15 protein-coding genes are annotated in these 15,846 nt (G+C 31.6%); 4 read left to right on the top strand and 11 right to left on the bottom strand.

Translation table 11 applies throughout. The features are described 5' to 3' along the window. Positions 1-161: 161 nt before the first annotated feature. The 3 genes from Q3V31_RS16855 to Q3V31_RS16845 all read right to left on the bottom strand — a co-directional run bounded on the left by Q3V31_RS16855 (position 162) and on the right by Q3V31_RS16845 (position 4,110). Positions 162-1,958, bottom strand: coding sequence for a Xaa-Pro dipeptidyl-peptidase (locus Q3V31_RS16855; RefSeq protein WP_090813544.1), 1,797 nt, complete (start codon positions 1,956-1,958; stop codon positions 162-164). 135 nt (positions 1,959-2,093) lie between these two features. Next, a complete protein-coding gene (locus Q3V31_RS16850) occupies positions 2,094-3,470 on the bottom strand; it encodes a sensor histidine kinase (protein ID WP_329765635.1) in 1,377 nt (458 codons plus the stop codon). Further along, the gene (locus Q3V31_RS16845) at positions 3,463-4,110 is read right to left on the bottom strand and encodes a response regulator transcription factor (protein ID WP_000865956.1); all 648 of its coding nucleotides are present in this window, start codon (positions 4,108-4,110) and stop codon (positions 3,463-3,465) included. The genes Q3V31_RS16850 and Q3V31_RS16845 overlap by 8 nt, the downstream gene beginning before the upstream one ends. 121 nt (positions 4,111-4,231) lie before the next feature. Here Q3V31_RS16845 and Q3V31_RS16840 point away from each other — a divergent pair, with 121 nt between their 5' ends. After that, entirely contained in the window at positions 4,232-4,648 is a 417-nt protein-coding gene (locus tag Q3V31_RS16840) for a hypothetical protein (protein WP_016120366.1), read from the top strand. Positions 4,649-4,700: 52 nt separating this feature from the next. Here Q3V31_RS16840 and Q3V31_RS16835 read toward each other — a convergent pair whose 3' ends face one another. The 5 genes from Q3V31_RS16835 to Q3V31_RS16815 all read right to left on the bottom strand — a co-directional run bounded on the left by Q3V31_RS16835 (position 4,701) and on the right by Q3V31_RS16815 (position 10,300). Then, a complete protein-coding gene (locus Q3V31_RS16835; protein ID WP_097872417.1) occupies positions 4,701-5,207 on the bottom strand; it encodes a DinB family protein in 507 nt (168 codons plus the stop codon). A gap of 95 nt (positions 5,208-5,302) precedes the next feature. Further along, complete coding sequence (locus Q3V31_RS16830) at positions 5,303-5,731, bottom strand: GNAT family N-acetyltransferase (protein ID WP_090813650.1); 429 nt, start codon at positions 5,729-5,731, stop codon at positions 5,303-5,305. A gap of 131 nt (positions 5,732-5,862) precedes the next feature. Beyond that, complete coding sequence (locus tag Q3V31_RS16825; protein ID WP_090813546.1) at positions 5,863-7,254, bottom strand: 5'-methylthioadenosine/adenosylhomocysteine nucleosidase; 1,392 nt, start codon at positions 7,252-7,254, stop codon at positions 5,863-5,865. A gap of 32 nt (positions 7,255-7,286) precedes the next feature. After that, positions 7,287-8,897 (bottom strand): M3 family metallopeptidase, encoded by a 1,611-nt coding sequence (locus tag Q3V31_RS16820; RefSeq protein ID WP_141435228.1) that lies wholly within the window; start codon positions 8,895-8,897, stop codon positions 7,287-7,289. Between the two features lie 113 nt (positions 8,898-9,010). Then, positions 9,011-10,300 carry an APC family permease gene (locus Q3V31_RS16815; RefSeq protein ID WP_329765634.1) on the bottom strand — a complete coding sequence of 430 codons (1,290 nt, stop codon included), beginning with the start codon at positions 10,298-10,300 and terminating at the stop codon, positions 9,011-9,013. Positions 10,301-10,442: 142 nt separating this feature from the next. On the opposite strand from Q3V31_RS16815, the gene Q3V31_RS16810 reads away from it, so the two are divergent. Then, positions 10,443-10,877: an Lrp/AsnC family transcriptional regulator gene (locus Q3V31_RS16810; RefSeq protein ID WP_090813548.1), complete on the top strand. Its 435-nt coding sequence runs from the start codon at positions 10,443-10,445 to the stop codon at positions 10,875-10,877. Between the two features lie 89 nt (positions 10,878-10,966). Here Q3V31_RS16810 and Q3V31_RS16805 read toward each other — a convergent pair whose 3' ends face one another. Next, entirely contained in the window at positions 10,967-12,238 is a 1,272-nt protein-coding gene (locus Q3V31_RS16805; RefSeq protein WP_090813549.1) for a helix-turn-helix domain-containing protein, read from the bottom strand. Positions 12,239-12,701: 463 nt separating this feature from the next. Between Q3V31_RS16805 and Q3V31_RS16800 the strand changes: the two genes are divergently transcribed. Then, the gene (locus Q3V31_RS16800; RefSeq protein ID WP_090813550.1) at positions 12,702-12,905 is read left to right on the top strand and encodes a hypothetical protein; all 204 of its coding nucleotides are present in this window, start codon (positions 12,702-12,704) and stop codon (positions 12,903-12,905) included. A gap of 77 nt (positions 12,906-12,982) precedes the next feature. On the opposite strand, the gene Q3V31_RS16795 is transcribed toward Q3V31_RS16800, so the two are convergent. Continuing rightward, a complete protein-coding gene (locus tag Q3V31_RS16795; RefSeq protein WP_090813551.1) occupies positions 12,983-13,843 on the bottom strand; it encodes a DegV family protein in 861 nt (286 codons plus the stop codon). 224 nt (positions 13,844-14,067) lie between these two features. Here Q3V31_RS16795 and Q3V31_RS16790 point away from each other — a divergent pair, with 224 nt between their 5' ends. Continuing rightward, positions 14,068-14,499 carry a GNAT family N-acetyltransferase gene (locus Q3V31_RS16790; protein WP_000027147.1) on the top strand — a complete coding sequence of 144 codons (432 nt, stop codon included), beginning with the start codon at positions 14,068-14,070 and terminating at the stop codon, positions 14,497-14,499. Between the two features lie 232 nt (positions 14,500-14,731). Here Q3V31_RS16790 and Q3V31_RS16785 read toward each other — a convergent pair whose 3' ends face one another. After that, positions 14,732-15,829 carry a BC_2427 family protein gene (locus Q3V31_RS16785; protein ID WP_425332956.1) on the bottom strand — a complete coding sequence of 366 codons (1,098 nt, stop codon included), beginning with the start codon at positions 15,827-15,829 and terminating at the stop codon, positions 14,732-14,734. Positions 15,830-15,846: the final 17 nt, after the last annotated feature.

Below are 15,846 nucleotides of genomic sequence, written 5' to 3'. Positions count from 1 at the left end.
TTAATGAGAATTCGAAAGAGCTGACTGTCATAATTTATCACTCACTTTCCATGTAATATATTTACATTGTATAATATCCCCTCCCGATTGAACATACCAAAGTTAAAAATTCTGATTATAAACAAAGAGCTTACTATAGTAAGCTCTTCATCAAAAACCATTTATTTCACAATCGGCAATGTTACTTCACTTAATTTCACCGCTAGCTTTGTTCCTGCTTTCGGTCTAATTGTATAATCGTAGTCACTTGCGATTAAGACGACTCCTATTTGATGCCCTGCTTTAAATACGTAATCATCTGGCTGCATGTCCCATGTAAATGTATAATTCTTACCAGGTTGAAGTGCCGTTGAATTTTCTATACTATTTAAGTTTTGCGGATCCATCCAACCTCTCGTTACAATTTCAGGCTTCGCTCCGCCGTAATCAACGAGTAAGGCGGTTAAATTTGAAACAGATCGATCAATATTACCTGTTATTGAAATTTTCGGCGTCCCACTTATTCGCATATCTTTTTGCAGTACAGGCATTGTATATACTAATCGGTTCGCTATTTCTAGCTCTGGGTTTTCTACTAATTGATTCGATTTTATTTTTGCATCATCTACTAATGAGAAAACATCGTTTACTGATCCCATACTTAATGGTAGATTGGTGGCTTTATTACTTAAATACATACGGACTTTTGATGGTACAGCCGCAGGATCTGGCCAATTTTTTATTTTTTGCCACGATTTATTTTCACGTTGTACATCTACCATTGGTTCATCCATTATTCCATTTTCAATTCCATATAACCAATAATCAAACCATTTATTTTGCGTTTGTTGCCAGTTATTACTTGATGTTCCGCCGTGTCCACCTTGATGTAACCACATTTTACGAGGAACATTATTTTCGCCAAGCGCTTCCCACCACTGTGCGAACTGCTTCGTTTTTACATTCCAATCATTTAAACCGTGAACAACAAACACACTAGCCTTCACATTCTTAACATCTTTTACATAGTTACGTTTATCCCAAAAGTCGTTATAATCACCTGTTTTACGATCTTGTCCAGCTGTTAGTTCTTTAATGATCTGACCGCAAACTTCTGGGTTCTTTCTTGTTAGTACTGCTTCAGCCATATTATCTGTATCTTCTCCTTGATAACCTCCCGGCGCAATTACTGCCCCATTTGCACGATAATAGTCATACCAACTACTAATCGCTGCGATTGGAATAATTGTTTTTAAACCTTCAACACCTGTCGTCGCAACAGCATTCGGTAACGTACCATTATAAGAAACTCCTGTCATCCCTACATTTCCCGTAGACCAATTTGCATTTACTTCCTTACCATCCTCTGTATATGCTTTTGCACGACCATTTACCCAATCAATGACAGACTTAGTCCCTAATATTTCTTGCTCATCTCCAGTGGTCGGACATCCATCTGATTTCCCAGTTCCGATACTTTCACCTAAAATGACTGCATATCCTCTTGGTACGTAATAATTTCCGTATGAACCAAGATTAACAGCTCCATACGGTTTTCCTCCATATGCATTCAATTCTTCATCAACATTATAAACAGGAACATCTTTTAATCCAGATCGATATGGACTCATTTCATAAATAACGGGGACTTTCACATCTGGATTCGTCTTTGGACGCATAACCTTTACTGATACACGATCTTTTTTACCATCTCGATCACTATCAACTTCTGTCTCTACAAATAGATTTTCTACGATGGCTTCATCAAGTGAATAGATTGGCTTCGTCATCCCATTTTCTAATTCAATTTTCGTATTTGACATTAAATCCTCTGAAATTTGACCATTTAACATAACATTTTTGTCTTTTACGGAGCTCCCTTCATTATTTTCTGCATGTGCAGTCATACTAGAAACTCCTGAAGTAATTGTTAAAGATAATATAGTCGATAGTGTAATTGCTATTTTCTTTTTTTTCATGCCCTTCCCTCCCCATATATTCCTTCTTTTACTATACATCAAAAACACAGAAAATTCAGTTTATATTTTATATAAAAAGTTGAGAAATTTGTAGAACTATCAAATATTATCATATAAAAAAGGAACTAATAACAATTAGTTCCTTTCTATATACATATAGAATTGTATTTCCTCATCTACTACCGAAACCCCGTATTCAAATCCATGCCTTTCTAAAATACTTTTTACTATCGCTAGTCCTAATCCTGTACCTGATTTTTCTTTACTACGAGAAGATTCTAATACGTAAAAAGGTTCCCAAATTTTATCTATCTCTTTACTGCCCTCAGCGGCAATACCATTTTGAATTTGAAAATACACAACGTCATTTTTCTCTTCTAATATGATTTTTATATTTTGATTCGTTGTATATTTTATCGCATTAGAGATTAAATTTTGAAAGACCATTCTCATTTTATTTAAATCAGCATAAACAATCGCGTCACCAGCATTATAGTTCACTTGCAAATTGAGTTCTTTCAACTCCAGTTCAATCTTATGCTTATCTATTATACTTTGGACTAGTGGTTCAATAGGGAATTCTTCTTTTTGTAAAATATCTCTTTCTAGTTTAGAAAATCGCAATAACTCTTCAATTAAATTTGAAATTTGATCTGTTTGTTTAATGATTGTATCAACATATGTACCATCATCTAAACCATCTTTTATTCCCATAGAATATGCTTTTACTAATGCGATTGGTGTTTTTAATTCATGAGTTACATCGCCCATAAATCGTTTTAAGTGGTCATTTCGATCTGTTAAATCTTGATGTGCTTCATGTAATTTATCACTCATAATATTTATACTATTTGCTAAATCACCTATTTCATCATTCGTTTTAACTTTCGTCCGTTTAAATTTCAGACGTGAAATATCTTCTGCGACATCACTCAATTCATTCAGTGGTGTAGTGATTGTTTTTGAAAAAATCCAGACGAGTACGATAATAAGAAATAGTGAAAATCCCAAAATGTATAAATAAAATGAGTTAAGCGTTTTAATTACTTCATTAGAATGTGCGATAGAAACTCCTACTAAAATCAACATATCATCTTTCGCAATGTATTTCGCAAAAAAACTAGATTTTATCTTTTCTTGATCATATATTTTATTCGATTGTCCGAGGTTCTTCACTTTCGTAATTTCTTCTTTTGTAATCCAAAGTTTATTCAATGCAACTCTCTTTTTTGTAAGTTGCATGCGTAATTCTTCATTAATAGCATCTTCTGAATTATTTATTGATGTATACGCAATCGTAACATTACCTTCATTTTCGATACGATTTATAGCATCATCCAGTTCTTTACGCGGTATTGACTGTATTTGCGCTGTAATGCCTTCTAAGCTTTCGCGTGTTTTGTGCACATTATATTTGGGTAAAAAATAGTTAATTAATAATAAAGAGACCGTATAAATAAGGATGACTGTTAAAGAGATGCTGAAAAATAACTTTTTACCGAGTTTATTCACACTCTTCCTCCAAACTGTATCCTAAACCGCGATGTGTCTTTATAATATTTTCTCCTATTTTTTTACGCAACCTTCTTACATGCGTATCCACCGTTCGCTCTTCCCCAAAATAATCAAATCCCCAAACGATATCTAACAACTTTTTCCGCGTTAAAATCGTTCCTTTATGATTTAAAAAACATTTTATTAATTGTAATTCTGTCTTTGTAATATCTAATTCTTTCTCGTTTTTATATACTTTATTTTTAGTGAAATCTATTTTCAAATCTTGAACTTGAATAATATCATCATGTTGTACAAGCTTTTTCGCTCGCGTAATTAGTACGCCTGGGTGAAACGGTTTTTTCACATACTCATCTGCTCCGCTTTGAAGCGCTGCTAATTCATCTTCACTTTCACTTTTCGCAGTAAGCATTAATACTTTTACACTCGAATTCTTTTTTATTTCCTGACAGACAGTAATACCACTACTTTTCGGCATCATCCAGTCTAAAATAGCTAAGTCAATTTTCTCATCATAAAATATTTGAAGTGCTTCCTCTCCATCTTTTGCTAGTAAAACTTCGAAGCCTTCTTTTTCAAAATACGCTTTTAAAATTTTCAGCATATCTTGTTCATCATCCGCGATTAATACTTTCATTACATTTCCTCCATAACTTATAAACAAATATCAATTTTATCATACAACTTCTTTGTTACATCAATGTGACATAAAAATATTTATAACGTTTGAGGGTATAGTAAGTGTGAGGTGTTGTTTTATGTTCAAAAAAATAGGAGTCATTACTCTTCTCTTCTTTTTATTATCAACAAATGCGTTCGCAAATACAAATAAACAAATTGAAGTATTTGATTGCAAAAAAGAAATGGTAGTCCAAAAACAATCTTTAGATTCAGCCATTCAAAAAGAAGCAGTTCAATACGCAAAATCAATTACTGGTCCATTTAAAAACTTAAATGTCGTTCCGAAAGATGGTCATATGATAAAAATCCCGTTATCAAAACCTGTTCCTATTACAAATCAATGGTTACATACAACAATCGATGAAGTACTCATCCTTCTCCCACTTAATGAAAAACCTTACATTATGCTTTACGATGATGAGAATAATCCACATTTTTATTATGTAAAAGGTAATCCGAAAACTTTATTGAAACAAATGAATGTTAAATTATAATTTATTAAAGAAAGATCCCACAAGTATCATTCGCGGGATCTTTCTTAATCAGTTAACAAGTTGATTTTTTAATATGATTTTCATTTAAAAAATTAATAATCTGCCTTTTGTGATGATTATCGTGATCTACGAATTCTTTAATAATATATATTAGAGAGTACGGCATTCCAGTATGAGGACAATGCGATACTCCATTGGCAGTTAAATGTTCCTTTAGCTTTCCAATAGACAGTCGGTTAAGCTCTTGAACAAGTAAATCTCTTTTAGCTTGTGCTTCTTCAAGAAGTTTTATCTTAGATATACCTGATTTTGCATAATTAGAGGCTATTTTATTATATGTATCAAAGTCAGGGAACTCCATTCCCAGTCCATCTCTCACTGATGATAATGTCTCACGTAAAAGATAGTCATCCCAATTCATAATATGAGATATGATTTCACCAATAGTCCATTTCCCCTCTGATATTGGTGCTGTCCACAATTCTTCTTTCATATCTTTTAATGTAGTTATCCAAATTGAATACTCTTTAAAATCATTAATAATTTTATTGTCTCCCATCATCTAATCCCCATTCTAATAGTAGATTTATATAAATTATACCATTAATCTACACATACAAGAACGAATGTTCCAATTGGAGAATAAATAATACTTCACTGCATCCTTTTATCTAAGTTTAGATAATGGCTTGTTCCTACATACATTTTCCCTTTCACAAATCCACTCAAAGTATAAAATTGATCCCCCTGTTCTGTATCTGTATGTAAGACAACAATAGTAAAATAGATTTTTGCATCGCTTAATATTCTCCCTAACAGTAACCTTCCTAATCCTTTCCGCCGGTAATCTTTTGCAATGTAAAACCTTCTTAATCGGCCAATTTTATTATCTTTCGTATACGGATCTTGATTTAATCCCCCGATTCCAATTAACGTATCATCTCGAAAAATGCCATATAAACATTCGCCCGTTTTACTAAATGTATTTCTTTTACTTTCATATTCATTTATTAGTTTTATTAAGAAGTTAAATCCTTCTTCTTTACTTTTCTGGACAAGGTGATTGACCTCATATTTTAGCAAATCTCCAATTCGTTTTATTTGTATATTTTCCAGCTTACTCCCCCCACTTTCTCTATCCAAATGTATCTTTTTGAAAAATAAAAATGCCCAAGAATATATTATCCTGAGCATTTATTTGAATGTGAACTTATTCATTTTGTTATGTACGTATTCTTCAATTCTGGTAATATCCCCTTCAGTTCCATTAAATCATCAATTACTAAATCAGCATGAGCAAGCTCATCTTCTTGTGCAAAATCAAAATTACATCCAATCGCAATTAAACCATTATCTTTTGCCGCATTAATATCTGATAAACGATCCCCAACTACAGCTGCTTCTTTTATATCATATTTGTTCAAAATACTTTTAACTAAGTCGCTTTTATTAAGTGAGTTAATTTGCTCAATACTAAACGTTTCAGTAACCCATTGGTCTAAAGCGTAATAAGATACGATCGCTTGTAAATATTCAGTTAAACCATTACTAGCAATATATATTGAACAATTACTTTCTTTTATATATGTAAAAACTTCTTTTACGTTCGGATATAAAGCACCTTTTCCGCTCTTAATGTTTTCAATTAGTCTTTCTAAAAAATATGCATCTGTTTGTTCTCTTACTTCAAGAGAATGATTCGGTAATAAAGCTTCCCAAACTTTTGGTAAAGGCACACCCATGATTTCACGGTATTTATCAATAGGTGTTACCGTATCCCATAATTGTAGTGATCTTAAGTGACCAAATGTATCATCTAACGATAATTCTAAAATTTTATCTGTTTGAAATAATGTTCCGTCCATATCAAAAATTAATGCTTGTAACATTCCATTCTCCCCTTTTGAACTATAAGTATTACTCGATATATTTTTCAGCATCTCAACAATAATTTCCGAACAATAATTTGCGGCAGTTTTCGCGAAGTCATCATAAGAGACTTGTGCTTCATCGTCTGCGCTGTCTGAAATACATCGTATAACGAGAAACGGTACTTCATTTATGTAAGCAACATGTCCAATTGCTGCACCTTCCATCTCTGTACAATGAGGTGCATATTCGTCTATTAGTTTCGCTTTTAGTTTTGAATCCTCAACAAAACATTCACCGCTGACAATTCTTCCTTTATGAACCTCCATATGTAAACTACTACTATTGCATGCTTTACGTGCTAACTCTATTAATTCCTTACTTGCATTAAATTCTTCTTGGAACGGGAATAAGTTTTTCATTTGAGTTTTACTTACATCATGATGGGTAACATTCGTTGAAATAACGATATCACCAACTTTTACATTCGGGTGTAACCCGCCAGCAACACCCGTATTGATGATAGCATCTACATTAAATTTATGAATTAAGGTTTGCGTACATGCCGCTGCATTTACTTTCCCTACACCAGAACGTGTAATAATTACTTCTGTTCCCATGAATTCGCCAATGTAAAAAGGCATTCCCGCAATTGTATGTTTCTCTTTTATATGTAGTTTTTCTAAAAGTAAGTCTATTTCAATTTGCATTGCTCCGATAATGCCGATTCTGTTCATGTATGTAGTCCCCTTTATCTAATTGCTCTCCCCTATATGATTTGCAAATATTCATCAATATCTTTATTCATTTGAAGAAAAGCTTTATTCCAAAATTCATATTTTGTAATATCTATTTCAAGATGTTTTTTCATAAGCTCTTCCACTGGGGCTTTTCCTGTTTCTCGTAAAAACTCTTTATATTTCGAATGAAAAGTACTTTTACTTTCTTGAGCTATTTCTAATAAACTAAAACTAGCTAAATAACCAAATGTGTATGGATAATTATAAAAAGGAACATCTGCTATATAAAACTGAACATATTTCATCCAAACAAACGGCTGATATTCTGATAATGCATTCCCGTATGCTTTTTCTTGCGCGACTATAGATAATCTCTCGATTTCATCAGCACTTAAAGGACCTTCTTTACATTTTTCATAAAAATCCTTCTCAAATTCAAACGAAGCACGTATTGCCATAATATAATTAAAACTATTTCTTATTTTCCAGCTAAGCAATGACTTTTTCATCTCTATACAATCTGTTGTTTGAATTAAATAATTCATGATTACCGTTTCAAAGAAAATAGACGCTGATTCAGCTGTACTCATTGGCAGATAATCATCTAAAAATGTTGTAGATTGTTCAAGACTCATAACATAAAAATGCCAAGCGTGTCCTAGTTCATGAGCAAGTACTCTTACACTATCAATTGTTCCATCATAACGAATTGAAATGCGCGATTCTTTTTCACTGAAAAAAGGAGCACAAAATCCACCCGGCGGTTTATTATCTCTCGGTTCAGCATCGATCCAGCCATTCGCTATTGCATTCTGTGCGAACTGTGCCAATTCTTCATCTATATTTTTTAGTGCATCATATATATTTTTTACTGCTACTGAAAAAGGAATAACAGTCTCATTACTTTCTTTCCATGTCATTAGCTCGTGCCATGTAATTGAATTCTTTCCTTTTTTATAACCGTTTAACGCAATTACTAGCTTCGTAAGATTTTGTTCCGTTGCATTCCATATTTGGGATAATGCAGTTTCAGAGATGCCATTCGCTTGTAGTGATTGTTTTAAAATCTCTTTCCCTTCCATTTCATCACTTTTAGCATGACGTAATCTTCCTATTTGATTCAATACAGTAGCAAAGATATCTTTTTCCTTATTCAAAGCATTTGTAAGAGAATCAAATACTATTAATCTTCCATTATGATCATCACTATTCATCGCAACGTAATTTGCTTGTCCAAATGATAAAGTCTCTTTATCGTGTATTACTACTATCTTATTTCTTAATTGTGCATACATATCTTCCCAAGCTTTTAATTCATTTTCTATTAGTTTAATACTTGAATGATTTGCATGAACACTTTGTCCCTTACTAGATTCTATTAATAGTTGGACTTCTTTCTTTAATTGATTTACTTTTACACTTAGTAAAGTATTTTCAGGTTGTACATCATCTTCAGTGGAACGGCAATACAAATAATATTCCGCCTTTTCGATAGCTTGAATAAGTTGTAAAAGAGTTACTGTATCTTTTGTTGCTTTATATTCTATAATTAACCGTTCTATAGAAAATATAAAATCTTGTTTATTAGAATATAGTCTGCCTAAATCCCATTTAGTTGGAGCTTGAATAAGTATATTCATTTTAATAGCCTCCTATTTTTACAAATAGTTACAACAATTTAATCCCTCCATAATTATATATGAATCTCCAGTATTTAGATATATCTAAATATTGAAACTTAAACGGATGTATTTTAACATTCCTTATTCTGCTCCCTCCCATTTACAAGTCTACCTTTTATGCAATATAAATAGCATAAAGACGCTAAAGCTACAACTATTGGAATAAGTATGACTCCTCCAATAAAGGGATAAACCGCTATACAACATGTAAAAGCTATTATAGAAAAAATTTTACCTAATCTATTATTTATTAACTTAATTCCGGCCGCAGTACCGACTATATATGTAACAATCCCTAACGAGTTCGGTATTAATACGATTCTATCTATACTAATATGAAAAACGAAACATATTAACAAACCTATTAATGCAATAAAACCTACAACTTTTATTGCATTTGTTGGCGCTGCTCTTTTTACATTAATACTTGCTAAATAACGAGGTGCAACTTCTTCCTGCCCTAGCGAATAGCCTAAACGGCCCATGCTTGCGATAAATGCATTTGTCGTCCCTAAGCAAATAATAAAAGCTACAAATCCAATTAACCATGCAAATTGATTACCTAATGTTTGTTTTATTCCAAGTACTAGAGCTGTAGTATTATCAGCATTAATATGATATGATTTTGTTCCAATTACTGATAATGCAATCCCCATATATAAAACTCCAATAATAATAATCGCAAATCCTGTAGACAAAATAATATTTCTTTTTCTAGGTGCTTTAAATTCTGGAGCTAAACTCGCAATTGCTTCCCAACCGAAAAACGACCAAAAAATTAATAATGACGCATCTAAAATCGGGTTTACTGCTTTCATAGAAATATGTACATTTATATTTTTCATTTCAATATAAGGTAGTGAGCTTATAATTGTTACGATTAAAATAAAAAAAGTTAATACACCGATACATACTTGAAATGAACCGCTCATTTTTAATCCAAATAAATTAAAGCCGATAGAAATACTTACTATGATTAACCCGATAATATAAGAAAAATACGATGGTAAAGAAAAGACTTTTACTATATACATTCCACCTGTCAGTGATACAATGATTTGCCCAACACTACCTGCGATAAAAAAACACCACCCTATAATCGCACCTACTTTTTTACCAAAAGCCTTCTCAGAAAAAGTTGCAATCCCCCCTGCACTTGGATGCTCAATAGATAAAAAAGCGAATGTTAATGCAAGTGGGATACTAAGTAAAATCATAATAAGCCAAGAAATAATCGCATTCCCTTCCGCTATACTCGCAGTCATACCAGGTAAAATAAGAATTCCTGATCCTAAAACTGCCCCTACGTATAAAGCTGTTCCCTTTTTAATAGAAATTGTTTCGTTGAAATGATTAGACATTACATGCACCTCCATTTATATTTTAATTATAGAAAGTTATCAGTTTATTCAACATTCAATTGTGTATGTAATTTAGCATTAGATTTTATATTATGCATGTATTTCAGAAGTTTACTTTCAACTTTGCAAAGGAGCATGAGTAATGGATGAGATTGATAAGAAAATAATCCCATTATTACAAGAAGATGCCATGATGAAAATTACAGAAATGACTGAGCATCTACACCTCAGCCGCCCTAGTGTTACCGAAAGACTAAAGAGGTTACAAGATACTGGAATAATTGAGAAATATACCGCACTGGTATCATTAGATGCAGTTGGAAAATCAATTCAAGCATTTTTAAGAATTGAAAATCTAAAGATTCCTTGTAAAAAATTCGAGGAGAAAATCTACGAAGAATATAGAATGCTCGAATGTCATCGAGTAACAGGCGAAAGTAGCTATTACTTAAAAGTAGCAGTCCACTCTATGAAAGAATTAGAGGAATTAATTGATATCGTTATACCATTTGGTACAGTAAAAACTTCTATGATTTTATCATCACCGATACCATATCGACCGATAATTATAGAATAGTAATAAAAAGAGGTTATCCAAAAGGTATAAAATACCCTACTCTTTTGGATAACCCTTTACAATTTATTAGAATTTTTGACTAAACTTCTTTATAAGTCCATTTTATTTTCAGCTGATATTTTATAATACTTCGCAGATAATTTATAAGAGCGATTCTCATTATAAAAGTTACCCAACTCATAGGATAATTCAACAACTAAGCGATGTTGTTTTTTTTCTAATCCTACTTCAATTGCTTTTTGCATATTTTTCTCATATTCATAATAATCTCCACGTATTTTGAATACTTTAGCTTTCAACCCATATAGTTGGACAAATGCAATTGGTACATCATAAATCGATAAAAAATGAAATGCTTCATTCATAACCTTATTAACATTTTTCCAATCTTTAAGTTCTATGTAAACCTCCAACATGTTTCGTAACGCATATACTTTTTGATCTTTCTGTGATAAAAATTCACTTAATTCCAAAGTTTTTTCGTAGTATTTAATGGCATTCGTATAGTCTTTCAAACCTTGATAAATTTTACCGTAATCATATGAAATGATAGGTAAATACTTTGAATCACCATTAGTAGTCAAACTATTTTCTACTTGCTGTAAAATTTCAAGTGCCTTTTCATATAACTCATCCATAATATACAATATTGCAAGCATTAAAAGTGTATTTATTACGTTTTTCTGCATACCATTTTTTCTGTATATGTTGTAAGCTTTTAAGGCATACAAACGACTAATACTTTTATCTTTATAAAGCTCCTTATATACATGACATAAATTATAGTATATATGACCATGTTGTTCAGTTTCTTCTGCACCAAGTAAACTCTCAGCCTGTACATAAATATCATGAGCAGCACTGTAGTCTTGTTTATTATAAAAATATAAACCTCGAGCTTTTAAATAATAAATATAATCTTCAGGATCTTGCATTTCGACCTGACTTGGTATCATTTGCGAAGCTTGATCTATAAGCGACTTCACATATAACACGTTTTTTTGTCGGGCATGATAGTATATAAGTACACCATATACCTTTAGTAATACAGGGATTGAATCTACTTCACGAACGTATAATTCTAACAAAGATAAGTCAGCTTCTGTAATACTTTTATCTTTTTTATATTTATTACATATTTTAAAAATAGTAAGCTGTATCTCCTCGTAATTTCCATTTATAAGATAATCGCTCTTAACTTCTAACTTCTTAGAAACCTTTTTTATAAAAGAAGATGACGGTTTTATTTTTCCACTTTCTATTCTACTCAAATATGTTATTGAACATATTCCTGATACGAGCTCCCCCTGTGTTAATCCTTTATGCATTCGAACATGGCGAATACGTTCCCCTATTTCCATCTTTCTACTCTCCCTGCTTAACCATTTCTTTCTTTTTACCAAATCAGCCATTATGTATTGCTTAATCTTTCATATTAAGAAAATGTATAATTTCACAAATGTAAAAAAATGTATCACATATTTTAATTTTACATTCATACTATGATTATTTCTAGATGGCTTGTTAAATTTTATGGTTAAAATTTGGGTTTTCCGTCCATTTTTTTCATACAATTTTACTTCTTGTTATTAACAAAGACGGCGCCATATACTTGAATTACGATAAACTTAATGAAAAGGATTTAACTACATGTAAACTATCATTCTTAAAATAGATCGAATGGTTAATTACATTTACCTAGTACATGGAAGACATCTATTGTAAATGAAAATAAATTAAATGAGCTCAATAGATGAATTATCAATATCACATCCTAGAAATTAGTTTGTTGAATTATTTAGTAAATATGAAAGGATGACAAATATGATTGTAAAAACAAAAAAAGATTCAACACGAAAAATAGCAAGATATGTTGGAGGCGCTGCTACTCTTTTATTGCTAGCATCCTTCCTTTATCAGTGGAACAATGGTTTAGTAATTGATGATACTGAAATATTTGGTTTCATGCTAGCCTTCACTGGTTTCCTATCTACCTTCTTACCTACTAAAAAGAAAGTTACTAACTAATATAAAATTACATATTTTTCATTCGCAAAAAACAATTATAATAGAATAAAAAAAGGATTGATCAAAAGATCAATCCTTTACTCTACTTCATTTAAGAAGAACAATGTTAACGCACCAGGTCCTGTATGCGCTCCGATTGCAGCTCCAATTGTATTTACGATAAATACTTCACAGCCGAATCTTTCAGTAATTAATGCTTTTAATGCTTCGGCAGTTTCTAAATCATCACCGTGAGTCATACCAATTGTTTGACCTTTAAGGTCTTTCCCACGCTCTTCCATAATATCAACAATGCGGCTTAATACTTTCTTTTTCCCTCTTACCTTTTCAAGTGGTACAAGTTTTCCTTCATCCACATTTAAGATCGGCTTAATGTTTAATAAACCACCGATAATACCAGCTACTTTACTTAAACGCCCACCTCTCACTAGGTACTGCAAGTCAGCTACAGTGAAGATATGTTCCATATGGTTCATTAGAAAAGCGACACGGTTTAATATTTCTTCTTTTGATGCGCCGTCTTTCGCCATTTTAGCAGCTTCTAATACGACAATACCTTGACCGAGTGAGGCACATTTTGTATCAATAATTTCTAAATCTAAATCAGTGTATGTTTCTTTCACTTCTTCTTTAATGAGAACTGACGATTGATATGTACCAGACAGTTCAGATGAGAAAGCTAAATATATACAAGGATTACCTTCTTTTGCATAAGAAACAAATTTTTCTTGAAATGTTTCAAGTGAAGGCAATGACGTTTTATAAACTGCACCTTCTCTCATTTTTTGCAATAAAGTAACTGATTTTAATGTAACCCCATCTAAATACTCTGTTTCTGCTTCATCATATACACGGAGTGGAATTAAATCAATATCATATGCTTGCAGCAATTCTACCGGTAAATCCGCCGCACTATCCGTAATGATTTTAACACCCATTTTTAAACCTCTATTCTGTTATAAATATAAAAAATATAAAATAAAAATAGTACTTTTAAATTATATACGTAAAACTTAAATGAAGAAAGGAAAAGACTTTATATTGTATGCTCTATTCTTCAAAACTTGAACTATAAAGTAAAATGATTTCAATTCATCCTCTTTTCACCAGTTATAGAGCTATATATAATTAGAATATTAATACTCTTCCAAAGGAGGTTCTTATGAGTATACAACTAGCTACTCCTAAAGATTTAGAATGGATTAATAAACAATACGAATCAATAGGTTTTTTACCAAGTGATTTAAAGCGGGATAAAGTTGCAATCATTACATATAACGATGAGTATGCAGGTGTAGGTCGTTTAGTCCAAATCGATGGAGAGACTATGGAAATGGGGGGGATTTTCATAGCACCTAAATTTAGAGGGTTACAATTAGCAGGAGAACTCGTTTCATTTTTAGTGCAAACAGCAAAGGAATCATATATGCAACATGTATTCTGTCTCCCTTTCGAAGAATTAAAAAGCTTTTATAAAAAATACGGTTTTACTGAAGTCGATACTACGCAAGAGGTTGTCCATCCAATTATTCTAAAAAAATATAATTGGTGTTTGAAAAATTATGATAAACATGTATTACTATTTAAGTTGTGAGTTTTCTATAATAGGAGTGGATACACTTTGTATTACACCACATGTTTTAATAAAGATTTATGCCTTTCATCAATTTAAGTACCTAGTTTTTTAAATCGATCCATCAGTTGTATTTCACATCTTTCCCAAACGCTTATTAGCTAGCTCGTTTACAAACTTGCTAGCACTATTTTTAAGTTTCCCTATTACATATTCCTGAGGAAATTTTTAACTAGTTAATGGGGATGATCATTTATTTAATCCGCACCAACACTTCCTGTTCTTGTAATAATTGTATAGTTAATTCCAATACAATATTTTGCATTAATTGATAAGTGTTATCATGTGGTGTACTTCGTTCCGATATAAATTCAATACATTGAGAAATATAACCTTCTACAAGTAAGCTCCCTTTTTCAATTATAGATGGATTATTTCCTTTCTTTATTATTTTTGGCACTAAGAATTCTTTTTTTGTTAAAATAATTTCCTGTGACACCTCTTTTATTTCTATAACTTTTTCTTTAAATACCACTTTTTCTCGTAAATTAATTTCACCTTTATACTTCCCTATTTCTATTGGTAATTTCGCAGGTATGTAATTATTTACTCCTCCTTCATCTTCCTTCTCTAAAATTATACCGTGTATAGGGATCCACGAAGATGTTCCTATACAATTCTCTTTAGTATTACCTTTTATTTTTTGATTAGGAAATTCTAAAAGTACTCTCTTTTCATGAAGGTTTGAAGAAACTAAATTACAATTAACTTCTCCATGATAATGTTGCACTGTCGTTAATAACTTAGCATCCAGTTCACGACCCCTAGCATTTTTTTCATTACGAAATACAAATACTTCTTGTTTTTTTACATTAATATTAGGAAATTTTATAAAACTAGTCACATCCGAAATAATAGAAAATGGAGTCTTCACTACTATTGAACTCACTGAAGTCTCTATTTTTGATCCTGAATCTATACTTACTTTCTTTGATTCATTTGCTACTTCTTCTTTTGCTGGTTCAGTCTCTTCACTTTTTTTCTTTGATGCAATTACTATTTCTTCTTTCTCTGACTCGGTTTCTTCATCTTCTTTTGCTGATTTAATTTTCACCTCTTCTTCCTTTAATCCATTCGCTTTATCTTCTTTTGCTGATCTAGTTTTTTCACTTTCTTTCTTTAATTCAATTGCTTTATCTTCTTTTTTTGATTCAGTTTCTTTACTTTCTTTCTCTGATTTAATTACTTTATCTTCTTTTTTTGATTCAGTTTCTTTACTTTCTTTCTCTGATTTAATTACTTTATCTTCTTTTTTTGATTCAGTTTCTTTACTTTCTTTCTCTGATTTAATTACTTTATCTTCTTTTT

The organism is Bacillus nitratireducens (genome assembly GCF_036320425.1).
In the GTDB taxonomy this organism is placed as follows: Bacteria; Bacillota; Bacilli; order Bacillales; family Bacillaceae_G; genus Bacillus_A; species Bacillus_A nitratireducens.
The sequence above is the reverse complement of the archived record's forward strand: the minus strand, read 5'-3'. Positions and strand labels throughout refer to the sequence as shown.